Genomic DNA, 23,200 nt, shown 5'->3' with positions numbered 1-23,200 from the left:
GGAATTCAGGCCAGGGGACGAACCGCCACCAGGGCATAGTCCCTGGGCCCGAACAGGCCCTCCGCGACCTTCATGAGGGCCTTGTTCCCCAGCCATGCGCGCTTCGCCCGCGCCAGGTCGCGCTCGTCCGCCTGCAGCCGGAGGATGTCCCCCTGCTTCCACCCGACCTGGGCGGCCAGGAAGGCCAGGAAGGCCGGCGGCACCGGGCTGCGATGGGTCGGGTCAAGGTAGAAGGTGTGGGCTCCCACCTGCAGGTTCTCGGGATTGGGCGTCTCCAGGATGAGGAGGCCACCGGGCTTCACCACCCGCAATCCCTCCTGGAGCAGTTCCACGAGCAGATCCAAGGGCAGGTGCTCGACCACGTGGAAGGCGCTGAGCCCGTCCACGCTCCCCGCCTCGCAGCCGCGGAGATGGTCCATCAGGTCTCCGACCTGGACCTCCAGGCCAGAGGCCCGGGCAGCCTCAGCCATGCCCGCATTGCCGTCCACGCCCACGCCTCGGACACCGGCCCCGGCCAGGACCCGGAGCCATTCCCCGCGGCCGCAGCCGAGGTCTAGCCATAGAGGATCCTGGAGGCCCGCGAAGGCCTTCCGGACACGGGGAAGGTAGACCTCCAGCCGGGATTCGATCACCGCCTCGCTTCCGCGGAAGGCATCTTCGAAGGCTCGGTAGTACGGGGCGAACCGCTGATCCTCAGGCTGGTCCTCGCGCACGACGGGCACGACGGGGATGGCCGAAGGCATCCGCTGCTGGAGCGCGCGGAGATCCTCCCGGAGGGTGCGGAGGGCCTCCTGCACTCCCTGGGGATGGTCCGGCTGCCGAAGGGCCGCCTGGTGCAAGGAGACCAACTCGTCCACGGTGGCCGACAGATGCCGGAGTCCCTCGACCAGGGCCGCGTTGAACCGGGGCTGGTCCGCATCGAGATCCCGTCCGCCACGCATGGCTGCCCGGGCCACCAGCCGGGAGATCCACCGGCCCAGCCCGGCACCCTTCCTGGAGGCTGGTCTGGAGGCCGCCTCCAGCTCCTTCAACCAGGCCGGAGCCTCCCCTTGAACCTTCTCGGTACGGGCCGTCGGGGCAGCGTGGGACATGCGGAAACTCCGGATCTGTCTGGATGGGGCATGGCTGTGGATCCCCCAGGATAACCTGGACATCGGCAATGACTATTCCAGGATTCGCATAGACTTAGAGCCACTGACAACCTCCCGACGAAACCACGAGGATTCATCCATGCTCCTTGCCCTCCCCCTTCCCCGGCTGGCAGCCGGTCTGCTCGCGGTGGCGCCTCTCTTCGCCCAGGACCCCCACTTCACCGGTCACGACGCCATCCAGGCCGAATGGGCCCGGCAGCCCCTGGCTTTCACGGATGCCCAGAAGGCGGCCCTGGCGCCGGTGGACCGGGCCCGCCTGGAACGGACGATCCGTCGCATTGGGGCTCCCGGCGCGCCCGCTCTGCTGCCGCCGGAACTCGACCACCCCACGGAGGCGCTGTGGCTGGCGAAGGCCGCCGAGGCGCGGACACCCCGGGAGCGCTTCGACGCCCTGTTCTTCCTGAACCGCTTCAAGAGTCCGAAGGCCCTCATGGCCCTCGATGGCCTCGTCGCCGCGGATGCCGCCACCTGGCCCAGACACCTGCACCTGGAGGCGTCCCTCGCCACGGCGCGCCTGAACGACGCGGAGGTCTCCCCCCGCCTCCAGGCCTTCCTCGATGCCCTCCAGAAGGCCGGCAAGGTGGACCCCGTCCGCGCCCAGGCGGCCCGGCTGCGACTGGTGATGGCGGGAAAGGAGAAGGAGCTCCTGCCGCCGGTGCCTGCCACGCCCGGAAGCATTCTGGCGCTGATGGATGCGTGGAACCGTGCGCCCTGGCCCCAGCGCCGGGACCTGGCGCTGAAAGCGTTCGCGTCGCTCTCGCCGGAATCCCCAGCCTGGGCCAGGCTCGGCCTTGCCCGTCCCGACCAGGCGACGCTGGACGTGGCCTGCGTGGGCATCCTCTCCAGGCTGGCCGAGGGCGTGCCCAGGCCTGCGCCTGCGGAGGCTTTCAACGTGGAAGGTGGCCCCTGGCCCTGTGCGGCCCATCCCTTGGCCCGGTGGTACGGATTCCAGGCCCTGGCCAAGCTCGATTCCCCCCTGCCCGGCCTGCGGACGCTCATGGATCAGGAGGCTCCCTTCGGCGCCACCACCCCTCTCCTGATGGGCACCCTTCTCCCCGCCCTGCGGATCCAGAATCCGGTCCGGGCGGATCTCGTCCGGGCGCATCTCCTCGCAGGAGCGGACGCCACCGCCCGCGCCGCCGGCATTGAGGACCTCCCATCGGCCCCCACCGATCTCGAGGCCCTCACCAGGCGCGTCTGGAGTGACACCCAGTTCGAGCCTCAGCAGACGCTGATCCAGAGCTATGCCCGCTGGAAGCTGCCCCCTGAAGAACAGAAAGCCCACCTTCGCCCCTGGCTGCAGCATCCCAACTGGACCTGCCGCTGGGAGGCCTATCAAGCCCTCGTGAAGCTGGATCCCGCCACACCCTGGCCCAGAGCCCCAAAACCCACCACGACCGACGCTGCGATCCTCAGGGAAGCCATCCGCCTCACCGAGCGCCGCAAGCCCCTCCGACTTCTCATTTCCCTGAGCGGAAAGCGCCACATCACGCTCCGCTTCGACCCCGCCGTCGCCCCCATGAACATCGCCAACCTCGTCCTGCTGGCCAGGAAGGGCTACTTCAACGGCCGGCTGGTGCCCCGGGTGGTCCCGGACTTCGTGGTGCAGATGGGCTCGCCCTTCGACACCATGGACGGCGGGCCCGGGTACACGGTCCGCTGCGAAGACAGCCTCGATTGGTACGGCCCTGGCAGCGTGGGCATGGCGCTCGCGGGGAAGGACACGGGTGGCAGCCAGTTCTTCATCACCACCAACGCCACGCCCCATCTCACGGGGAAATACACGCGGATGGGCGAGGTGGAGGACCTGGACGCCGCCATGAAGATCCTCGATGACCTCGAGCTGGGCGCGAGAATCGTGTCCGTCAAGGTGCTGGAGCCGTGAGGCGCTGGCCATTCCTCCTCGCGGTAATGGGCCTGGCGACCGGGCTGTGCGCCCAGGCCCCGATGCTGCAGGATGGCGCGGCCACCCTGAGACAGGCCCAGCGGACCTGGACCACCGGCGAGGAGCCCCTTCCGCCGCTGGCCTTCCCGTCCCTGGAAGTGGGCCTGGGAGGGGCGGGATCGGAGGGCCGGTACGCACCGCTGGTCGGGGGCGAGGGCCTGGGCCAGGCGGTGCAGGGCTGGGGGCTGGGCCTGCAGGGCCGCTACGTCAGCGGGGGCTGGTCCGTGGCCGCCACGGCCCTGGGCCTGCGGGACGGCGAGATGACCCGCGGCTATCTTCTCCGCGCCGAGATCGCCTACCGGTGGGAATCCGGATGGCGGCTGGCCCTGGAACAGCAGCCGTTCGCCTGGGGAGCCGGGCTCGGGGGTGGCGACCTGCTGGGCGATGCCGCGCGCCCCTTGCCCCGCCTCTCATGGAGCACCCCCGAGGCTTCGCTGCTCTTCGGGCGCTGGCGGGCCGAAGGCTTCGCCGGCCGACTGGAAGCCGATCGCCCCATCCCCGCTTGGATCCCTGATCGCGAGGCCCGTCTCGCCGCCCAGGCCGGCGGGCTGGATCTGCGCCGGCCGTGGCTCTACGGAGGCATGCTCCGGGCGGCCTTCGGCCCCGTGCTGGAAGCCAGCCTCGGATCCGTCCGGATGGAAGGCGGCGAGGACTCTGTCGGTCGGGCGGCCCCCGCCTCGTCCGCCCGGACCTGGAGCCTGATGGAAGTGAAGGTGCGGATCCCCGCCCTGGCCCGCTTCGCCGGGGCTCGGGGCGCAGCCATCCACCTGTCCCGGAGCGCCGCCCCGGGCAGCCGGGCCCTCACGCTGACCCCGGCCCGCACGCTCGGCGGGTTCCAGCTGGTCTGGGACCTTTGGGATTTAGCAGTCGATTACGCCGGGGCCGCTCCGTCGGATCATCCCGAAACCTTCACTCAGCCGATCTACCTCGCAGGCCCCTCCACCTTTGGCGACTCCCTGGGCGCCGCCTTCGGCCGCGAGGCCATCACCCGGACGGTGGAGCTCGGCATGCCCCTCTTCCTCGAAGGTCAAGGGCGCCTGCGCGGTGTGCGGGGCACATCGGCCTCTCCCCTCACCCCGGGGTTCTGGTTCCTCCAGGGCGAGGCCCAGTGGCGCACGCCCACGGGCCGGATCGGAGCCTCCCTGGCCTCGCGGCGGGACGAAATCCCAGGCTCCACCGTCCGCTGGGGCTGGACATTCAGCCTCTTCCAGAGCTTCCGCGTCTTCTGAGGCCCCGGCCGCCTGCGCTATCCTGGTTCCCCTTTTCGAGGTCCGCATGGCGTTGTCCCGCGATCAGCTCGTCCGCCGCGCGGCGCAGGAACTGCGCGACGGCTACTACGTGAACCTGGGCATCGGCATCCCCACCCTCATCGCCAACGCGATCCCGGAGGGCATGGAGGTCATCCTCCAGAGTGAGAACGGCCTGCTGGGCATCGGCCCCTTCCCCACGCCGGAGGAGGTGGACCCGGATCTCATCAACGCGGGCAAGCAGACCGTGACGACCGCGCCGGGCGCCAGCTTCTTCAGCAGCGCCGACAGCTTCGCCATGATCCGCGGCGGCAAGATCGACCTCAGCATCCTCGGCGCCATGCAGGTAGACATGGAGGGCAACCTCGCCAACTGGATGATCCCCGGAAAGATGGTCAAGGGCATGGGCGGCGCCATGGACCTCGTTGCCTCCGCCAAGCGGGTGGTCGTCGTGATGGAGCACACCAGCAAGGACGGCGAGCCCAAGATCCTCCGCAAGTGCAGCCTGCCCCTCACGGGCCAGCGCTGCGTCCATCGCATCATCACCGACTTGGCCGTCATCGACGTGGTGCCGGGCCGCGAGGGTTTGCGGCTGGTGGAGGTGGCCCCTGGGGTCACCCGGGAGGAGGTCCAGGCCCGGACGGAGCCGCCCCTGGTGATGGACCACGTGACCGACATGACCGGTGTGTGAGGTTTCCATGCTGATGCGCGCTCTGCCCTTCGCTCCCATCCTGCTGGCCCTCGCCTGCACCGCCCCGGGGGACACCGTGCCCGCCAAGCCCAAAGAGCCCTTCAAGCCTTCCCTGAGCCTCCGCCCCGTGGCCGTCAGCCTGGCCCGCGGCGCCACCCAGACCTTCCAGGCGGAGATCAACTACCCCGAGGGCGTCCGCTACATGCGCCAGCCCGTTGGGTGGCGCGTGGTGGAACCGGAGGGGGGAACCATCACGGGCGCCGGCCTCTACACCGCCCCCGCCATAGCCGGAACCTACCACGTGGAGGTCCGCCGCGAGGACTTCCCGGAGATCACCGCCACGGCCACCGTCTCGGTGAAGTGATGGATCTGTACGCCGCCCTGCGGCCCCTGCTCTTCCGCCTCGACCCCGAAACCGCCCATAACCTGGCTTTCCGGCTGGGAGCGGTGGCCTGCGCCTTCCCTGGCCTGCCCAAGCCGAAGCATCCCGCGACGCTGGGCCGGCACGCCTTCGGCCTGGACTTTCCCACGCCCCTGGGCCTGGCGGCGGGCCTGGACAAGGGCGCGACCCTGCTGCCCCTGTGGCAGAGCCTCGGCTTCGGCCACGTGGAGATCGGCACCGTCACGCCGCGCCCTCAGCCCGGCAATCCCAAGCCGCGCCTGTTCCGCTTTCCCGAAGCGGGCCTGATCCTCAACCGCATGGGCTTCAACAGCGAGGGCGCCGAGGTGGTGGCCGGACGCCTGAAACGCCGTCCCGCGGGCCTGATCGTGGGCGGGAATCTGGGCAAGAACAAGGAGACACCTGAGGCCCAGGCTCTGGATGACTACCGCGCGGCCTACCGTCTCATCGCGCCGGTGGTGGACTACACCGCCCTCAACGTGAGCAGTCCCAATACGCCCGGCCTGCGGAACCTCCAGGCGCCCGAGGCCCTGAAGCCCCTGCTGGCGGGCATGTTGGATCTACGCAAGGAGATGGGTCTGGAGCGCCAGCCCCTGCTGCTGAAGCTGGCGCCGGATCTGGCCCCGGAGGACCTGGACGCCATCGTGGAGGTGGCCGTGGCCTCCGGCATCTCCGGTCTCATCGCCACCAACACCACGTTGGATCGCGGCGTCGTGGCAGAACCGCTCCGGACCCTCGTCGAATCCAAGGGCGCCGGCGGCCTCAGCGGCACCCCCCTGAAGCCCAAGGCCCGAGAGGTGCGGAAGCGCATCCTCACCGCCCTGCGGGGCCGCTTGCCCCTGGTGGCCTGCGGCGGCCTGGGATCCGCGGAGGACGTGCAGGGCGCCCTGGACGACGGTGCAGCCCTGGCCCAGATCTACAGCGCCCTCATCTTCGAGGGCCCCAGCCTCGTGCACCGCATCCACGAAGGGTTGCGTCTCATCGGGTAAACTGGTGGTTCGAGGTTTCGATGTTGTCACTCCATTCGAAGATCCGTGATTCGCGCCTGCTGCCCCTGGCGGACAAGGTGCTGCGCAGCGAGCGCCTGACCTTTGACGACGGCCTGCTGCTCTACGAGAGCCCCGACCTCACGGGCATCGGGGCCATGGCCCACCATGTGCGGCTCCAGAAGAACGGCCGGGCGGCCTACTACGTGATGAGTCGCCGGCTGTCCTACACCAATGTCTGCTTCACCCACTGCCAGTTCTGCGCCTTCCAGGCCAAGCCCGGCGACCCCCGGGCCTACGCTCTTTCGGCCGAGCAGATCATCGCCGAGCTGGAGAAGCCCGAGAACGCCGGCGTCCGCGAGCTGCACATGACCTCGGGCCACAACCCGAAGCTGAAGATCGACTACTTCGAGGACCTGTTCACCAAGATCAAGACGCGCTTCCCGTCCATCCACCTCAAGGTCTTCACCATGATCGAGATGGACTACTACGCCCGCATTTCGGGCCTGAGCACCGAGGCCTTCCTGGACCGCTGCATGGCCGCGGGCCTGGAGAGCTGCCCCGGCGGCGGCGCGGAGATCTTCGACGAGCAGCTGCGTGAGCAGATCTGCATCGGCAAGAAGGACGCCCAGGTCTACCTGGACACCGCCGCCCTTTGCCACCGCAAGGGCCTGCCCACCAACTGCACCATGCTCTACGGCCACATCGAGGAGGCCCGCCACCGCGTGGACCACCTGCTGCGCCTGCGGGACCTGCAGGATCGCTCCCAGGCGGCGGGCTACCAGGGCTTCCTGGCCTTCATCCCCCTGGCCTACCAGAACGAGGACAACGAGCTGAGCGCCACCCACGTCATCCACGAGACCACGGGCACCCAGGATCTGCGGGAGATCGCGGTGGCCCGGCTGCTGCTCGACAACATCCCGCACATCAAGGCCTACTGGGTGATGATCTCGCCGGGCCTGGCCCAGGCGGGCCTGAGCTACGGGGCGGACGATGTGGATGGCACCGTCATCGCCGAGGAGATCGCCCACGACGCTGGCGCCAAGACCCCCCAGGGCCTGAAGCGCGACGAGCTGGTGCGCCTCATCGAAGACGCCGGCTTCGAGGCGCTGGAGCGTGACAACCTCTACAACGTCTACGCCCAGGTCTAGGTTGGCCGCTTAGTCCACCTTCCGCTTTTCATAAACCTTCGCCGGGTCCAGCGGGAAGGCGTAGGAGCTGTTCCAGAGGCGATCGTGGATGCGCACCGCCTGGGCGGCCAGGGGCGAGTCCCGGAAGATGAGCTCGATGTTCCGCGAATCCGTGAAGTAGCTCTCCTCCCAGTTGCTGGTGCCCAGGGCCAGGTGCATGCCGTCCACCACCAGGTACTTGCTGTGGACGGTGCGGGCGAAGGGAATGTGCCCCTCCTTGGCCTCGGGAATGGAAACCACCCTCACCTCCAGGTTGGGGATCAGCGTCAGGGCCTTGAGGTGCGGCAGGGCGCGGCCGCCCAGCACCCAGTCGGACACCATCAGGCGCACATGGACCCCCCGCACCGCGGCGGCCCGCAGGGCATCGTCCAGCACCGGCCAGAAGCGGTCCTGTCCCGCGATGGGCGAATAGGTCAGCAGCTGCACCCGCACGCTCTGCCTCGCCTGGCCGATCAGCTCCACCAGGGCATCGATGGCGGGCCGGATGTCCTTCGGGGTGAGGAAAGGCGGGCTGGCCACCAGCTCCGTGTCGGGCCGGAGGACGGGGACGGACCGGCCCGGAAGGTCCGGCAGTTTCCTGCTTCCGGCGAAGGCCCAGTCGAGAGCGAACAGTTCCGTGAGCCGGGTGACGATCCGGGGATCCGTGGTCCGGACGCCCAGCTCATGGATCTGCTCCAGGGCCCGCCAGTCGAAGTTCTGGCTGCCCAGGGCCGCCTCGCGGCCATCCACCACGAAGTACTTGGCGTGGAGAATGCCCCGGGAGACGCCGGCCAGGTCGAAGCTCCGCACCTCCGCGCCGGGAATGTTCCGGATCCGGGCCACCGAGGCGGGGTCCTGGTCGAGCATCTTCGCCGAGAGCAAGAAGCGGACCTTCACCCCGCGGGCCCCGGCCTTCTCCAGCTCCGCCAACACGGGCTCCAGGGCGCTGCCGGGACGGTTGGTGACGTAGAACTCCGCGGCATCCACGCTGGTCTTCGCTCCGCGGATCATCGCCACCCAGGCATCCTTGGCAAAGGCCAAGGTGGGATCCGCCAGGCCTGTTTCCGCCGGAACGGACTGCACCAGAGAAGTGGTGGGGACCTGGTTCTGGTCCACGGGTTGCGCCCGGGCGGGCTGGAAGACGCCGAGGGCCAAGCCGGCGGCGAGGGTCAGCAGCAGGGAACGTGAGGTCATGGCGGCGTCGCTCCAGGTGCGAGGATACTCCGTTGACGGGGCAGGCGCCGGTCTGGTGAGGTGAAGGCGTGGAAACCAAAGCCGAGTACCGCGCCCACCTCAAGGCCCGCCGGAACGCGCTGCCGGCGGAATCCCGCGCCGACTGGTCCGCGGCCATCGCCACCCACCTCGACCGCTTCTGCCGCGACCGCCGCCTGACCCGCGTGGGAGCCTTCTGGCCCTTCGGCTCCGAGATCGACCTGCGCCCCGCGGTGGCGGCCCATCCGGGCTGGCTCTGGTTCTTCCCGAGAGTGGCTTCAACCCAGCCTCCGCGGCTGGCCTGGGGCACGGAACCCCTGGAGAAAGGCCACTGGGGCCTCCTCGAGCCGGCCCTGGCCCAGCACTTCCTTCCGCCGGTGCAGCTGCTGCTCGTCCCGGGACTCGCGTTCGACGACGAGGGCTACCGCATCGGCTACGGCCGCGGCTTCTACGACGCCCTCCTCGCGAAGCTGCCGGAAGATGTCCTGACTGTGGGCGTGGGCTTCGAGGCCCAGATGCACCTACCCGTCCCCGTGGACCCCCACGACTGGCCCGTGCAGGCCCTCCTCAGCGAGCGCGGCTTCCGACAGCTGAGAGCTGAGAGCTGAGAGCTCCCCTACCCCAGCTTCAGGATGCTCGACCCGTCCGCATAGCCCTCCGTGGGCGTCTCCCGCATCCTCTGCAGCACCTGCACCAAGCCCTGGATGCGGTCGACCATCTCGCCAATCTTGGCGAGCTTGGCCTCCTCGGGGTATTTCCGCTGGAGCATCTCCACCTGCATCGAGATGACCGCCAGGGGGTTGTTGATTTCGTGCTTGAGGGTGCCGGCCATCTGGCGGAACGATTCCAGGCGCTCGGCCGCCAGGGCCCTCTGCCTCAGCTCCGTGTGGCCCCGCAAAACCCGGAGGCGCTGGTGGAGCGTCTCCCAGCGGAATCCGTCGGCGAGCCAATCCGTGGCGCCGGCTTCCATGAGGCGCTGCGTGTCCTCGTCCGAGCAGCGGACCACCAGGATGGGCGTGGTGGCGAAGGACGGATGGCGCCGGTAGGCGCGGATGGTGCCTTCGGGCTCCTGGTCGCCCTTGGCGTCGATCACCAGGAACCGGTACATCGGCTGGGGCGGGGCGGGCGGCTCGGCCTCCAGGGGGTGGAGCGTCAGGTCCCCCGCTTCGGCCACCGTCTGGAACAGGCTCACCAGGCCCAGGTCTTCACTGACCAGGCCCAGGAGGGGCCGAGCGGGCTCCTCCGGCATGTCCTCGGGCCCTTCGGGCAGGAGCACCTCCAGCGCCCGGTCCGTCCAGCGCCACCGGAGGCCCGCTTCCCTCAGGACCCGCTGGCTCCAGCCGTCGGCAGGGCTCCGCCCCACGGCGGGGAGGCTGATCCTGAGCACGTGGTACCCCGGCTCGCGCTCCCACTGGAGGGCGACCTCGGCCCCGCGGGGCACTTGCATGATCAGGGGCTCGACCAGGCCGTCCAGGGCCTGGAGAAGCGGACCTTCCGGCCACCACGCAGCGCCGTCCGGCGGCGGGGCGACCCTCCACTCGACCTGGCGGAGGGCCAGGAGCGGGGCCCAGCGCCCGGCCAGTTCCTCCTGCAGGGCGGCCAGAGCGAAGGGATGGCCGCCCGCCACGCCGCCCGGGTCATCGCAAGGGCCCTGGTCCAGCAGGGTGAACAGCCGCTCGAGCTGGAACCGGATAACCCCGCCGGCCGCCTCGGGCAGCTCCTGGACACAGCTCTGGATGCGCCGAAAGGACGCGGCCATGGCCGCGAACAGCTCGCCCCGGCATTCCTCGGCGCGCTGCACCTGACTCCGGAGGCGCAGCAGCTCCCCCTGCTGTTCCGCCTGGTCGATGGCCCGCCGCTGGAGCCGGGCCTGGTGGATCACCAGGGCCCCGCGGCGGGAGAAGGCCTGGAGGGTGGCCAGCTCGAGGCGGCTGAAGGGCCGCCCGCCGGGTTCGCGCTCCAGGTACAAGGCGCAGACGCCGTGGCCCTCCACCCTCAGGGGCGCGCACAGGAAGGGGCCGGGCCCGGCCTCCAGCGGATCGGCCCGTTCGAACCTCGGGTCCGCCGAAGGCTGATTGGACAGGACCGCCGTGTGTTCCCTCGCCACGTAGTCCAGGACGGAAGGCGGCGGCACGGTCCCGGCCGCGTCCGCACCCACATGGTGGACGGCGCGCCAGCCGCCCGGCTCGTGCCGCAGGACCAGGAACCCACGGTCGCTTGCCGTCAGGCGGAGGGATTCCTCCAGGAGCGCCCTCTCCAGGTCGCCCGAATCCACCTCCGCCAGCAGCCTCTCCGTGGCGAGGTAGAGCTGCTGCAGATCGGCGAAGCACCAGTCGCCCCGTTCCGGGTGGAGCCGGATCTCGTCGAAGAGGTCTCCCACCCGTTCCGCGAAGGTGACCCCATCCAGCCCAGGGAACCCCTCCGTATAGGACATCCGCCAGGAGCCGAGGACCAGCTCGTCCCCGTTCTTCAGGGGGTGGGCCTGGGAAGGGTCCACCGGAACCCCGTTCAGCATGGTGCCATTGGCCGATTCCAGATCCCTCACATGCCACACGCCACCCAAGAGGGTCAGGGCCGCATGGGCCGGCGAAACGGTGCCGAGGGCCGGCTGCGCGACGGCGCTGGCCAGGGAATCGCGGCCCAGGACGCAGGGATCCTCCACCACGGCATGCCTGAAGGGCTGGCTCCCCTCCATCCATGACAAGTAGGGCATCGGAACTCCTTCTGCGGGCTCCTCGGGGTGCGTGCCAGGCTCGGATCAGGCGGGCAAAGGATACCGCGTGTCGTGGGTGCGGCTGGGCCGGAAGAACAGCATGGTGTGGCCGATGGTCCAGACATGTTCCAGCCCCGGCACGGCGGCGCACAGGGCCGCGGCGGCCGAGGCCTCGTCCTCGAAGCTGTTCTGGTTGATCTTGATCTTCACCAGCTCGAGGCTGTCCACCATCACGTCCAGCTCCGCGGCCTGGGCCGGCGACACGCCGCCCTTGCCCACATGCATGACGGGCTTCAGGTGATGGGCCTCGGCCTTGAGGAACTGGCGCTGCTTCGAGCTGAGCATTTGGATCTCCACGGACCAGTCTATCCTCGAAGGCGAGGTGCCCCCATGATCCGTCGCCTGCTGTTCTCCCTCACGGCCCTGGCCTGCCTGGCTGCCCCGCCCCGCACCCTGCGGGTGGACTACGGCCACACCGGGGATGCGGCCTCGGAACGCTTCGGGGTGGACCGCGTGGTGCTGGAGCCCCTGCCCTGGCCCGGTGACCTCGCCAAGGCCCTAGACGACAGCAACCTCGGGAAGTACTGCTTCGAGGTGGCCGACAAAGCGACGGGGAAGCTCCTCTACTCCCGTGGCTTCGCCAGCATCTTCGGCGAGTGGGAGACCACGGACGAGGCGAAGGCCCTCAGCCGGAGCTTCTCCGAATCCCTGCGCTTCCCCCAGCCCGAGGCCCCGGTGCGCGTCCAGGTGAAGAAGCGGGATGCCCGGAACGCCTTCCGCACCCTCTGGGCCTTCGACCTCGATCCGAAGGACCCCCTCATCGAGCGGGCCCCCGCCCCGGACGCCGGTGCCCTCATCGCCCTCCAGAAGGCCGGCGATCCGGCGGACAAGGTGGACTTCCTCATCCTGGGCGACGGCTACACGGCCGCGGAGCGCGGCAAGTTCGAGCAGCAGGCGCGCAAGGTCATGGAGCTGCTCTTCCAGCAGACGCCCTTCAAGGAGCATCGCAATGACTTCAACGTGTGGGCCCTCTGCCCGCCCGCGAAGGAGAGCGGCATCTCCCGGCCTTCCACCGGTGTCCACAAGCGCTCTCCGCTCGGCGCCACCTACGACGCCTTCGGCAGCGAGCGCTACGTCCTGACCTTCGACAACCGCACCTGGCGCGACGTCGCCGCCCAGGCGCCCTACGAGTTCGTGGAGATCCTCGTCAATGCCGAGACCTACGGCGGCGGCGGCATCCACAACCTCTACAGCACAGCCTCCGCGGGCAACAGCACCATCGGCTACCTGTTCGTGCACGAGTTCGGCCATCACTTCGCGGGCCTGGCGGACGAGTACTACACCTCCGATGTGGCCGTCACCAACAGCCCCGAGCGGCCGGAGCCCTGGGAGCCCAACGTCACCGCCAACCCGAAGCAGCCCAAGTGGGGCGCCCTCCTCAGCCCCGGGGTGCCCCTGCCCTCCCCCTGGAAGAAGGACGAGTTCGAAGCGCACAGCCACGCCTACCAGAAGGAGCGCCGCGCCATCCGTGCCGCGAACAAGCCCGAGTCCGAGATGGACGCCCTCTTCGCGCGGGAGAAGGTCTTCGAGACGAAGCTCCTGGGCACCGACGCCCACAGCGGGAAGGTGGGCGCCTTCGAAGGCGCCAACTACGAGGCCAAGGGCTACTTCCGAAGCCAGGAGGACTGCCTCATGTTCACCCGCGACGAGGTCGGGTTCTGCGCCGCGTGCCGGGCCGCCATCGAGCGGGTCATCCGGCAGTACGCAAAATAGCGGACGCGGGTCTGGAAGTTCGGCTTGGATTATTCTTTAATCAAAGCCACAATCTTCCCACTCCCATGCTCCCGCCCGGAACCCGGCTTGGCCCTTATGAGATCCAGTCTCCCCTCGGTTTGGGCGGCATGGGGCAGGTCTACCGTGCCCTGGATACCCGCACCCAGCTCCCCGTGGCCCTCAAGGTCCTGGGGCATGCCTCGGCCCAGGCCGACGAGCGGCTGGCCCGCTTCCAGCAGGAGGCGCGGACCCTGGCGGCCATCGAGCACCCCGCCCTTCCGGCGATCTACGGGTGGGACACGGAAGGCGCGACACCCTACATCGCCATGGAGCTCCTCGAGGGCGAGACCCTCCATGAGCGCTTGCTGCGCGGGGCCCTCCCGCCCGATGAGGCCATGGACCTGGCCCACCAGTTGGCCCTTGGCTTGGCCGCCACCCACGAGCGGGGGATCATCCACCGCGACCTGAAGCCGGGGAACCTGTTCATCACCACGGACGGCCGCCTCAAGATCCTGGATTTCGGCCTGTCGAAGGCGCTCCCGACCCTGCTGGATGAGCAGACCCTGATCCAGCGCCCCGAGACGAGCCACCAGACCCAGGTCGGAACCATGATGGGCACCGTCGGCTACATGGCTCCGGAGCAGATCCGGGGGCGGGAGGTGGATCCCAGGGCCGACCTCTTCGTCTGCGGCATTCTGCTGTACGAAATGCTGTTCGGCCGCCGCGCCTTCTCCGGAGAGTCGCCGGTGGAAGTGCTCAACGCCATCCTCAAGGATGAGCCGCCGATGCGGACCGCGTCCCCCAGCCCCTATTCGCCCGAGCTCATCAACCTCCTGAAGCATTGCCTGGAGAAGAATCCGGAAGACCGCCTCCCCACGGCCCAGCAGCTGGCGTCGCGCCTGGCGGCGCTCCAGCGCAAGGGGGTGACGCTCCAGGGGCTGGCCCGGATCTTCCAGGGCCGGGTGGGCTGGGTGGCCCTCGCGCTGGTCCTGGGAGGCCTGGGCTTCGGCCTCGGCCATCATCTGGACCACCGGGAACCGCCCACGTTCAAGCGGCTCACCTTCCGGCAGGGGCTGATCCGGAACGCGCGGCTGAGCCCCGATGGCCAGGAGGTGCTCTACAGCGCCGCCTGGTCTGGCGGACCGCTCATGGTCCACTCCACCCGCCCCGACAGCCCCGAGAGCCGCACCCTTGAGCTGCCCGAAGCGGATCTCCTGGGCCTCTCCCGCACCGGGGAGCTCGCCATCGCCCTGGGCAGCCGCCCCATCCAGAGCTGGATGTGGCGGGGCACCCTGGGGGTGGTCCCCCTGGCGGGAGGCGCCCCGAGGGCCCTGATGGAGCAGGTGGTGGCCGCCGACTGGAGCCCGGACGGATCCGAGCTGCTGGTGGTCCGCAACGCGGACGGCAAGGCCCGCCTCGAGTTCCCGCTGGGACACCCCATCGCCGAATCGTCCGGATGGATCAGCCATCCCAGGGTCTCGCCCAAGGGCGATCGGGTCGCCTACCTGGAGCATCCGGTGTCCGGAGACGATGCCGGCTATCCCGTTGTGGTGGACCGGCAGGGGAACCGCCATCCCCTAACCGGCGCCTGGCCCAGCATCCAGGGGCTGGCCTGGAAGGGAAACGAGGTCTGGTTCACGGCCGCCACTCACGGCGTGGCCAGGGGCCTCTATGCCGTCGGCTCAGGCGAACCGCGGCTCGTCCTGAATGTGCCCGCCCCCCTCACGCTCCATGACATCTCCCGCGACGGGCGCCGCGTGCTCCTCGCCAAGGAGGTGATGCGCACGGGCATCCAGAGCCTGCGGCCCGGCGCCGACCGCGAACGCGAGCTCTCCTGGCTGGACTGGTCCCTAGTGCAGGATCTCTCCGCGGACGGGTCCACCCTCATCTTCAACGAGCAGGGTGAAGGTTCGGGAATCCAGTACGACATCTACCTGCGGAAGACGGATGGAAGCCCGGCGGTGCGGCTGGCCAAGGGCGCCTACCCCATCCTCAGCCCCGATGGACACCGGGTGGCGGCGCTCGCTCCCGGAACCCGCAACAAGATCCAGATCTTCCCGACGGGGGCCGGGGAGGTCCTGACCCTAGCCTCCTCCGGCCTGGAGACCATCCACCGCCTGCGCTGGTTCCCGGATGGCCGCCGCCTGCTCGTGCAGGCCAACCGTTCCGGCGAGGGAACCCGGCTCTTCGCCATCCCCCTGGACGGCCGGCCAGCGGAGTCCCTGACCGCGCCGGGGTACCAGTTCTTCGGGCAGCCCATCAGCCCGGACGGGCGCCGCATCACCACCCGCATCAGCGAGCAGGAGGACCGGATCCTCTCCCTGGAGGACGGCAAGTCCCAACCCATCCCGGGCCTTCATCCCCTGGAACGGGTGGTCCGGTGGGCACCCGATGGCAAGGGATTATGGGTGGTGGACCTCCATGAGATGCCCTGCACCGTGACGCACCTCGACCTCATCACCGGCGCCCGGAAGAAGCTTCTGGAGATCGCCCCGGAAGACCTCGCGGGGATGACCGTCAGCAACTTCCTCCTCACGCCGGACGCCAGGGGCTATGCCTACGCCTACCGCCGGGTGCTGTCCGAGCTCTACCTCTACGAAGGGCTTCGCTAGGCCTGCCTTCCCGCGGGAGAGCGGCCCCGGTCAGCGGAGCAGGCGACGAAACAGCAAACCCAGCAGGGCGGCACCCGCCGCCAGGCCGAAGGCGAAAGCGCCCGTGAGGACCACCTCGAAGGGCCACAGGTTGTGCGAGGTCGGATCCTTCGCGGTGGCCACGATCACCCGGACGATCACCGCCGCCGGCACCGCCGCGCCCGCGGCCAGGACGGTGCGGCTGAAGCCCAGCTCCGTCCCTCCGGCGAACCAGGCCGCCAGCACCACGAAGGCCAGGAAGCCGAGGATGGCCGCGGGATGGGAGAAAGTGAAGCGATTGTAGGGCGCCAGCCACCAGGGGATTCCCGAGGCCAGGAAGGCCCCCGCCATGCACGTTGCGAAGGTCCTGGACGGCAGGAAGCTGCGGTCCATCACTCCACCACCGGTCCGGAAGCCATGGCCAAGGGCGAATCGCCGGCGCCCAGCAGCCGCTCCCGTCGGGCATGCAGGATGCGGTCGCGGAGCTCCGCGGCGTCCTCGAACTTCATCTGCGAGGCCAGCTCCTTCATGCGCTTCTCCAGCTTGGCGACCTCGCGCTCGAAGGCCTTGTCCTCCAGGTAGAGCAGCGGCTCCTCGGCAGCCTGCTCCTCCTTGGTGACGTTGATGAACTCCCGGGCCAGGGCCTCGCCCATGACATCGTCCAGGTTGCGCTTCACGGTCTCGGGCGTGATGCCGTGGGCGGCGTTGTGGGCCAGCTGCTTCTGGCGGCGGCGCTCGGTCTCGCCGATGGCCTGCTTCATGGATCCCGTCATCACGTCGGCGTAGAGGATGGCCTTGCCGTTCACGTGACGGGCGGCGCGGCCAATGGTCTGGATGAGGCTGCGGGTGTTGCGGAGGAAGCCCTCCTTGTCCGCGTCCAGGATGGCCACCAGGCTGACTTCCGGCAGGTCCAGGCCCTCCCGCAGCAGGTTGATGCCCACCAGCACATCGAAGACGCCGCGCCGGAGGTTCTTCAGCAGCTCCACCCGCTCCAGGGTGTCGATCTCGCTGTGCAGATACTCGGCCTTGATGCCCAGCTCCTGGTAGTAGGCCGTGAGCTGCTCCGCCAGCTTCTTGGTGAGCACGGTGACAAGTACGCGCTCGTCCCGGGCCACGGTCTTGCGGATCTCCTCCAGCAGATCGTCCACCTGGGTGCCCACGGGGCGCACCTCGACGATGGGATCGACGAGACCCGTGGGGCGCACCACCTGCTCCACGAAGGCCCCGCCGCTCTGCTGCAGCTCGTAGTCGCCGGGGGTCGCGGAGACGTAGACCACTTGTTTGACCCGGCTCTCAAATTCTTCGAATTTGAGAGGACGGTTGTCGAGGGCGGATGGAAGGCGGAAGCCGTAGTCCACGAGGGTGGTTTTGCGGGAGCGATCGCCGTTGTACATGCCGTGGAGCTGGCCGGTGGCCACGTGGCTCTCGTCCATGAAGACGATGAAGTCCTCGGGGAAGTAGTCCAGCAGGGTGTGAGGCGGCTGGCCGGGCTGGCGGCCGTCGAGGAAGCGGCTGTAGTTCTCGATGCCGCTGCAGTGGCCCATCTCCTTCATCATCTCCACGTCGTAGATGACGCGCTGGTGGAGGCGCTGGAGCTCGACGATCTTGCCCGCGGCGCGGAATTCCTCCTCCCGAGCCTCCAGCTCGTCCTTGATGTCGCGGATGGCGGCCTTGAGCTTGTCCTCGGGGGTCACGTAGTGGGTCTTGGGCCAGATGGTGAGCTCGTCCAGCTTCTCGATGACCACGCCACGGAGGGGGTCGATCTTCGACAGCCGCTCCACCTCGTCGCCCCACAGCTCGATGCGGTAGGCCACATCCTCGTAGGCTGGATAGACCTCCACCACGTCGCCCCGCACGCGGAAGATGCCCGGCTCGAAGCTGAGGTGGTTGCGCTGGTACTGGATGGCCACCAGATCCCGCAGCAGCATGGCGCGGTCGATGCTCTGGCCGGTCTTCAACGTCACCGACAGGTTCAGATACGAACTGGGATCGCCCAGGCCGTAGATGCAGCTGACGGAGGCCACCACGATGGTGTCCCGGCGCTCCAGCAGGCAGCGGGTGGCGCTGAGGCGCAGCTTCTCCAGCTCCTCGTTGATCTTCGCGTCCTTGTCGATGAACAGGTCCCGCTCGGGCACGTAGGCCTCGGGCTGGTAGTAGTCGTAGTAGCTGACGAAGTACTCGACGGCGTTCTCGGGGAAGAACTGCTTGAACTCGCTGAAGAGCTGGGCGGCCAGCGTCTTGTTGGGCGCGAAGATGAGCGCCGGCCGGCCGGCCCGGGCGATGGTCGAGGCCATGGTGTAGGTCTTCCCGGAGCCCGTCACCCCCAGCAGCGTCTGGGCCCGGTCCCCCCGCTCGAGGCCCGCCACCAGCTGGGCGATGGCCTCCGGCTGATCTCCGGCGGGGGAGTAAGGCGACACGAGCTTGAAGGGGATTGCCTTGGCCATGGGAAGAAAAGGAAAGCACGAAGACGCGAATAAAAAAAGAAAGAATAACCACTCACGCAGAGGACCGCGGAGAGGACGGAGACTGCGGAGAAAAGGCAGGCCTTCCTCCTCCGCGATCTCCGCTCATCTCCACTTTTCTCTGCGAGTGTTTTGGTCCGTTCTGCTTTCGATCTTCGCGGCGAATTGGCCTGCCGTTCAGACCTTCCGCAGGATCAGGCACCCATTGGTGCCTCCGAAGCCGAAGCCGTTGTTCATCACGTATTCGGAGTCCAGCTTGCCCGCCGCGTTCGCGGTCACGTCCAGGTCGCATTCGGGGTCCTGGTGGTCCACGTTGATGGTGGGAGGGATCTTCCCGGTCTTGACGGCCATGACGGCGACGATGGTCTCCAGGCCGCCGGCGGCGCCCAGCAGGTGCCCGTGCATGGACTTGGTGCTGCTCACCTTGATCTTCTTCGCGTGGTCGCCGAAGACCTTCTGGATGGCCATGCACTCCAGCTTGTCGCCCACGGGCGTGCTGGTGCCGTGCATGTTCACGTAGCCCACTTCCTCGGGCGCGATGTCCGCATCCTTGATGGCCGCGCGCATGACACGCTGGCCACCCTCGCCCTCGGGGGCCGGGCTGGTGATGTGGTTGGCGTCGCCGCTCATGCCATAGCCGGCGACCTCGGCGTAGATCTTGGCGCCCCGGGCCTTGGCCAGCTCGTACTCCTCGAGGATGACGATGCCGGCGCCCTCGGCCATGACGAAGCCGTCACGGTCCACGTCGAAAGGCCGGGAGGCGCGCTCGGGCTCGTCGTTGCGGGTGCTGAGGGCCCGCATGGCGGCGAAGCCGCCCACGCCGAGCTGGTTCACCACGGAGTCGCTGCCGCCGGCCATCATGCGATCCGCATAGCCGAAGGCAATGAGGCGGGCCGCGTCGCCGATGGCATGGGCGCCCGTGGCGCAAGCGGTGGCCACCGCGCTGTTGGGCCCCTGCAGGCCGTACTTGATGCTGGCCTGGCCGCTGGCCATGTTCACGATGAGGCTGGGTATGAAGAAGGGGCTGGTGCGCCGGGGCCCTCGGTAGCCGTTGGCCTCGTCCCAGATGGTACTGAGGCCGCCGATGCCGCTGCCGATATACGCGCCGAACACTTCACGCTCGGCCTTGGTGAGCTGCACCTGATCGAACCCGGCATCCACCCACGCCTCATGGGCGGCGCCCAGGGCGTACTGGATGAAGATGTCCATCTTCTTCTGTTCCTTCTTGTCGATGAAGGGATCGGGGTTGAAGCCCTTCACCTGCCCCGCGATCTTGCAGGCGAAGTCCGTGGCGTCGAAGCGGTCGATGGGGCCGATGCCGCTTCTCCCCGCCAACAGGTTGTCCCAGGTTTCGGGCACGGTGAGGCCGCAGGGGTTGATGGTCCCCATGCCGGTGATGACGACGCGGCGACGCTGGACGGTCCTGGTCATGGATTCACCTCTTGGAACGGAAAACAAACGTGCCGCAGGGCCGTGGGGGCGCTGCGGCACGTCACGATCGCGATGGATCAGGCCTTCGCGTGCTTCTCGATGTAGGCGATGGCATCGCCCACCGTGCGGATCTTCTCCTGCTCGCTCTCGGGGATCTCGAGGCTGAAGGCCTCTTCGATGGCCATGATGATCTCGACGGTGTCGAGGCTGTCGGCGCCGAGGTCGTCCACGAAGTGGCTGGATTCGGAGATGGAATCTTCGGGCTTGGCCAGCTGCTCAGCAATGATCGCAATGACCTTCTTACGCACATCAGCCATCGTGGGCTCCTCCAAACGAACCTGGAAACCCTAACACACCCCTGCCCCGTTGTCCAAACCCGGAGTAAAGACACCCGTCTCCCTCCCCGACGCCGGCAGAAGGATTGCGCCGGGACCAGGGCCGTGGAGGATGGACCCATGCCCCGCCCCAAGACCCTTGAAGAACCCGAACATGGATGGCCCCTGGGATGGGGCGCCAGCCTGCGGGAGTTCCGCACCTTCCTCGCGGTGGAGCGGGGACTTTCACCCCACACGGCCTCGGGCTACCTCTCGGACCTGAACCATCTGGCCGCCTGGGCCTGCGGCCGGGAGGTCTCCCCCACAGATCTCACGCGGGACCACCTCACGGTCTTCCTGGTGGCCCAGCAGTCCGAGGGCAAGGCTCCGCGCAGCCTGGCCCGGCTGAGTTCGAGTCTGCGCGCCTTCCTGTCCTTCCTGCGCATGGAAGGCGGCGAGGGGGCCGGTCCCGAGGCGGTGGTCAAGCCGCCACGCCCCCCCCGCATCCTCCCCCGCACCCTGGGCGAAAGCCAGGTGGAGGCCCTGCTTCAGGCGCCGGACACCACCACCCCCCTGGGCGTGCGCGACCGCGCCTGGCTGGAACTGCTCTACGCCTCGGGCTTGCGCGTGTCCGAGCTGGCCGAGCTCCCGGCCCTGTCCGTGTTCCTGGACGAGGGCTTCCTCAAGGTCATGGGCAAGGGCCGCAAGGAGCGCCTGATCCCCTTCGGGGCGGGCGCCGAGCACTGGATCCGCGCCTGGCTGGCGCTGCGCCCCGGCTTCAAGCCGAAAGGAGTGGAACTGTTCGTGGGCCAGCGGGGCGAGGGCCTCACGCGCCAGCACCTCTGGCGTCTGCTGAAGGGCTACGCGCGCGCCGCGGGCCTTCGCGCTGAGGCCGTGAGTCCACACGTGCTCCGCCATGCGTTCGCCACGCACCTCCTCGACCACGGCGCCGACCTCCGCGCCGTCCAGGCCATGCTCGGCCACGCCGACATCAGCACGACCCAGATCTACACTCACGTCCACCAGGCGAGGCTGAGGGCACTCTACGATCAGCTCCATCCCCGATCCGGTGGATGAGAGGCCTCACAACTGCGTCAGCAGCACGCCTCCCAGCACCAGCGCGGCACCCACTGCGAAGGCTGGTGTGATGGCCTGCCCATAGACGATCCAGGCCAGGATGGCCGTGGCCACGGGCTGGCCGTTGGTGGCGATGGCCACCCGGCTCGGTTCCTTGATAGAGAGGGCGTGGAACCAGAGCAGGTAGGACACCACGCTGGTCATCAGGCCGAGGTAGACCAGGCCCACCCAGGCCACGGGAGGGACGGTGGCCATCTTCAGACCCGGGAGACCCAGGGCCCCGAGGGGCGCGAAGATCGCGAGGCCGAAGAGGATGGACAGGGTGGTGGCCCGCTGGGCCCCGTCCCTCTGCACCAGGGGCCGGCTCATCACGGTGTAGCCCGCCCAGGCGATCACCGCCACCAGCACCAGCAGGTCGCCCAGGATCCACCGGGGCGGCAGGGCGCCGCCCGCCTTGCCGGAGAAGAGCACCAGTACGCCTGAGAAAGCCAAGGCCAGCCCACCCAGCTTCCGCGGGCCAGGCCGCTCCTGACCCCGGGCCCAGGCCAGCAGCAGAACCACCGTGGGCGTCAGCGCGTAGAGCAGGGCCGCATGGGAAGGCAACGTGAAGGCCAGGCCCCCGAGGAAGGCCAGCTGGTTCAGCGTCACGCCCAGGAACCCCGCCCACAGGTAGGTCCGCCATTCCGCCCGGGCCACGGACCACAACTCCAGGTGCCGCAGCCGCGCCAGGATCAGGAATCCCGCGCCGGCGATGAGGAAGCGCAACAGGCCCAGGGCCAGGGTCGGGATCGCGTCCGCGGCGGGTTTCCCCAGGAGGTACGTGCCGGCGGAGATGAACGTGTGGAGCCCCATGACGGCGGCGAAGCGGAGGTTGCGATGGCCCATCCCTCCAGCATGGCCGCGGACGGGCAGGATGGCCGCCGCGGATTTGTGCATGGACCGCCCCTGGCGGAATGGGCGATGATGGGCCAGGAGCCGCGAACCCATGGCCGTCACCAAGACCCCCCGAAAGAAGCCCACCGCTGCAACCGCCGGAGTGGAGAAACCCGCCCCCAAGGCGAAGGCCGCCCCTGCGAAGAAGGCCCCCGCCAAGAAGGCTGAGGCCACCGAACCCAAGGCCAAGAAGGCCGCCAAGGCCCCGGCGAAGGCCAAGGGCGCGAAGGCTGTCGAGGTCGTGCCAGAGCCCATCGCCCCTGCCGCTCCGGCCCCGAAGCCGGTCGCGAAGAAGGCCGCGCCCGCCGCGGCGCCGTCAGCCCTGGTGGATGCCCTCCTCGCCGCCATCCGCGAGGGTCGCGCCGTGGAGTTCATCTTCGCCGACGCGGATGCCAACGCGCCGCGCACCTTCGAACCCCGGCAGCTCACCTTCGACGCCCTCAGCCAGGCCTGGTACGTGTGGGGCTGGGATCGCCGCTACAACGCCGAGCGCCACCACCGGGTGGACCTCCTCGCCGAGGTGAACGAGGTCGAGGGCGTGGGCCGGGCGGCCCAGGGCCCCTACGCCGAGGGCACCCCCGCCAACCAGATCGGCGGCTGGCTGGGCGGCGAGCCCATCGCCGTGAAGGCCACCCTGCTCAAGCAGTGGGTCTTCGCCGTGAAGCAGGCGCCCCCGGCCTTCCCCCGCTTCAAGATCGAAGAACAGGGCGACGGCCAGGCCCTCGTGACCTTCACGGCCACGGACCTCCGCGCCATCGCCCGCTGGGCCATGCAGTTCGGCGACGGCATCCAGGTGCTGGAACCCGCCCGGCTGGTGGACCGCATCAAGCAGGTGGGCGCCGTGTGGTCCGGCCGGGACCGCCTGGCTCCCGCCCCAGCACCGAAGCCCGCGCCTCGGCCCGAGCCTGAGCCTCGCCGGCACGAACCCAAGCATCACGCCGAGGCGAAATCCGAAGCGCGGCCCGAGCCCAGGCCCCATCGCGAGCCCCGCCCCGAGCGTGAGCGGGAGGAAGCCCCCAAGGGCAAGCCTGGCAAGGTGGAGGTCATCCACTTCGACCGGCTCTGA

At 69.0% G+C, this 23,200-nt stretch carries 20 protein-coding genes; 11 read left to right on the top strand and 9 right to left on the bottom strand.

Annotated elements, in window-relative coordinates:
• Positions 1-5: 5 nt before the first annotated feature.
• On the bottom strand, positions 6-1,091 hold the full coding sequence (locus MLE64_RS01580; protein ID WP_243315079.1) for a class I SAM-dependent methyltransferase: 1,086 nt from the start codon (positions 1,089-1,091) through the stop codon (positions 6-8).
• 139 nt (positions 1,092-1,230) lie between these two features.
• Between MLE64_RS01580 and MLE64_RS01575 the strand changes: the two genes are divergently transcribed.
• The 6 genes from MLE64_RS01575 to mqnE are packed head-to-tail and all read left to right on the top strand — an operon-like array spanning position 1,231 to position 7,571.
• Positions 1,231-3,036 (top strand): peptidylprolyl isomerase, encoded by a 1,806-nt coding sequence (locus MLE64_RS01575; RefSeq protein ID WP_243315077.1) that lies wholly within the window; start codon positions 1,231-1,233, stop codon positions 3,034-3,036.
• A complete protein-coding gene (locus MLE64_RS01570; protein WP_243315075.1) occupies positions 3,033-4,325 on the top strand; it encodes a hypothetical protein in 1,293 nt (430 codons plus the stop codon). The genes MLE64_RS01575 and MLE64_RS01570 overlap by 4 nt, the downstream gene beginning before the upstream one ends.
• Positions 4,326-4,371: 46 nt before the next feature.
• Complete coding sequence (locus MLE64_RS01565; RefSeq protein WP_243293467.1) at positions 4,372-5,034, top strand: CoA transferase subunit B; 663 nt, start codon at positions 4,372-4,374, stop codon at positions 5,032-5,034.
• Between the two features lie 7 nt (positions 5,035-5,041).
• The gene (locus MLE64_RS01560; RefSeq protein ID WP_243315072.1) at positions 5,042-5,398 is read left to right on the top strand and encodes an Ig-like domain-containing protein; all 357 of its coding nucleotides are present in this window, start codon (positions 5,042-5,044) and stop codon (positions 5,396-5,398) included.
• Positions 5,398-6,423, top strand: a complete 1,026-nt coding sequence (locus MLE64_RS01555) for a quinone-dependent dihydroorotate dehydrogenase (protein WP_243315070.1) — start codon at positions 5,398-5,400, stop codon at positions 6,421-6,423. The genes MLE64_RS01560 and MLE64_RS01555 overlap by 1 nt, the downstream gene beginning before the upstream one ends.
• Before the next feature lie 20 nt (positions 6,424-6,443).
• The gene (mqnE, locus tag MLE64_RS01550; RefSeq protein WP_243315068.1) at positions 6,444-7,571 is read left to right on the top strand and encodes an aminofutalosine synthase MqnE; all 1,128 of its coding nucleotides are present in this window, start codon (positions 6,444-6,446) and stop codon (positions 7,569-7,571) included.
• A gap of 9 nt (positions 7,572-7,580) precedes the next feature.
• Here mqnE and MLE64_RS01545 read toward each other — a convergent pair whose 3' ends face one another.
• Positions 7,581-8,783: a phospholipase D-like domain-containing protein gene (locus MLE64_RS01545; RefSeq protein ID WP_243315065.1), complete on the bottom strand. Its 1,203-nt coding sequence runs from the start codon at positions 8,781-8,783 to the stop codon at positions 7,581-7,583.
• 68 nt (positions 8,784-8,851) lie between these two features.
• On the opposite strand from MLE64_RS01545, the gene MLE64_RS01540 reads away from it, so the two are divergent.
• Positions 8,852-9,409, top strand: a complete 558-nt coding sequence (locus MLE64_RS01540; RefSeq protein ID WP_243315062.1) for a 5-formyltetrahydrofolate cyclo-ligase — start codon at positions 8,852-8,854, stop codon at positions 9,407-9,409.
• Between the two features lie 8 nt (positions 9,410-9,417).
• Here the strand turns inward: MLE64_RS01540 and MLE64_RS01535 are convergent, their stop codons facing one another.
• Together MLE64_RS01535 and MLE64_RS01530 are read right to left on the bottom strand one after the other, a co-directional pair.
• Entirely contained in the window at positions 9,418-11,514 is a 2,097-nt protein-coding gene (locus MLE64_RS01535; RefSeq protein ID WP_243315060.1) for an FHA domain-containing protein, read from the bottom strand.
• Between the two features lie 45 nt (positions 11,515-11,559).
• Positions 11,560-11,859 carry a YhbY family RNA-binding protein gene (locus MLE64_RS01530; protein ID WP_243315058.1) on the bottom strand — a complete coding sequence of 100 codons (300 nt, stop codon included), beginning with the start codon at positions 11,857-11,859 and terminating at the stop codon, positions 11,560-11,562.
• Between the two features lie 45 nt (positions 11,860-11,904).
• Here MLE64_RS01530 and MLE64_RS01525 point away from each other — a divergent pair, with 45 nt between their 5' ends.
• Together MLE64_RS01525 and MLE64_RS15670 are read left to right on the top strand one after the other, a co-directional pair.
• Entirely contained in the window at positions 11,905-13,287 is a 1,383-nt protein-coding gene (locus MLE64_RS01525; RefSeq protein WP_243315057.1) for an IgA Peptidase M64, read from the top strand.
• A 65-nt stretch (positions 13,288-13,352) separates the two neighbouring features.
• Positions 13,353-15,899 (top strand): serine/threonine-protein kinase, encoded by a 2,547-nt coding sequence (locus MLE64_RS15670; RefSeq protein ID WP_279342842.1) that lies wholly within the window; start codon positions 13,353-13,355, stop codon positions 15,897-15,899.
• 30 nt (positions 15,900-15,929) lie between these two features.
• Here MLE64_RS15670 and MLE64_RS01515 read toward each other — a convergent pair whose 3' ends face one another.
• From MLE64_RS01515 to acpP, 4 genes are all read right to left on the bottom strand, one after another.
• Positions 15,930-16,310 carry a hypothetical protein gene (locus MLE64_RS01515; RefSeq protein WP_243315055.1) on the bottom strand — a complete coding sequence of 127 codons (381 nt, stop codon included), beginning with the start codon at positions 16,308-16,310 and terminating at the stop codon, positions 15,930-15,932.
• Complete coding sequence (uvrB, locus tag MLE64_RS01510; RefSeq protein WP_243315053.1) at positions 16,310-18,361, bottom strand: excinuclease ABC subunit UvrB; 2,052 nt, start codon at positions 18,359-18,361, stop codon at positions 16,310-16,312. Before uvrB ends, MLE64_RS01515 begins: the two co-directional genes overlap by 1 nt.
• A 195-nt stretch (positions 18,362-18,556) precedes the next feature.
• Positions 18,557-19,810, bottom strand: coding sequence for a beta-ketoacyl-ACP synthase II (fabF, locus tag MLE64_RS01505; protein WP_243315052.1), 1,254 nt, complete (start codon positions 19,808-19,810; stop codon positions 18,557-18,559).
• 77 nt (positions 19,811-19,887) lie between these two features.
• Entirely contained in the window at positions 19,888-20,127 is a 240-nt protein-coding gene (acpP, locus tag MLE64_RS01500; RefSeq protein WP_243288255.1) for an acyl carrier protein, read from the bottom strand.
• A 138-nt stretch (positions 20,128-20,265) separates the two neighbouring features.
• Here acpP and MLE64_RS01495 point away from each other — a divergent pair, with 138 nt between their 5' ends.
• The gene (locus MLE64_RS01495) at positions 20,266-21,201 is read left to right on the top strand and encodes a site-specific tyrosine recombinase XerD (RefSeq protein WP_243315050.1); all 936 of its coding nucleotides are present in this window, start codon (positions 20,266-20,268) and stop codon (positions 21,199-21,201) included.
• Between the two features lie 6 nt (positions 21,202-21,207).
• Here MLE64_RS01495 and MLE64_RS01490 read toward each other — a convergent pair whose 3' ends face one another.
• Positions 21,208-22,137 carry a DMT family transporter gene (locus MLE64_RS01490; RefSeq protein WP_243315048.1) on the bottom strand — a complete coding sequence of 310 codons (930 nt, stop codon included), beginning with the start codon at positions 22,135-22,137 and terminating at the stop codon, positions 21,208-21,210.
• Between the two features lie 49 nt (positions 22,138-22,186).
• Here MLE64_RS01490 and MLE64_RS01485 point away from each other — a divergent pair, with 49 nt between their 5' ends.
• On the top strand, positions 22,187-23,200 hold the full coding sequence (locus MLE64_RS01485; RefSeq protein WP_243315046.1) for a helix-turn-helix transcriptional regulator: 1,014 nt from the start codon (positions 22,187-22,189) through the stop codon (positions 23,198-23,200).

Origin of the sequence: Geothrix paludis, assembly GCF_022808815.1 — a bacterium.
Lineage (GTDB): Bacteria > Acidobacteriota > Holophagae > Holophagales > Holophagaceae > Geothrix > Geothrix paludis.
This window is presented reverse-complemented; position numbering and strand designations above follow the sequence as displayed.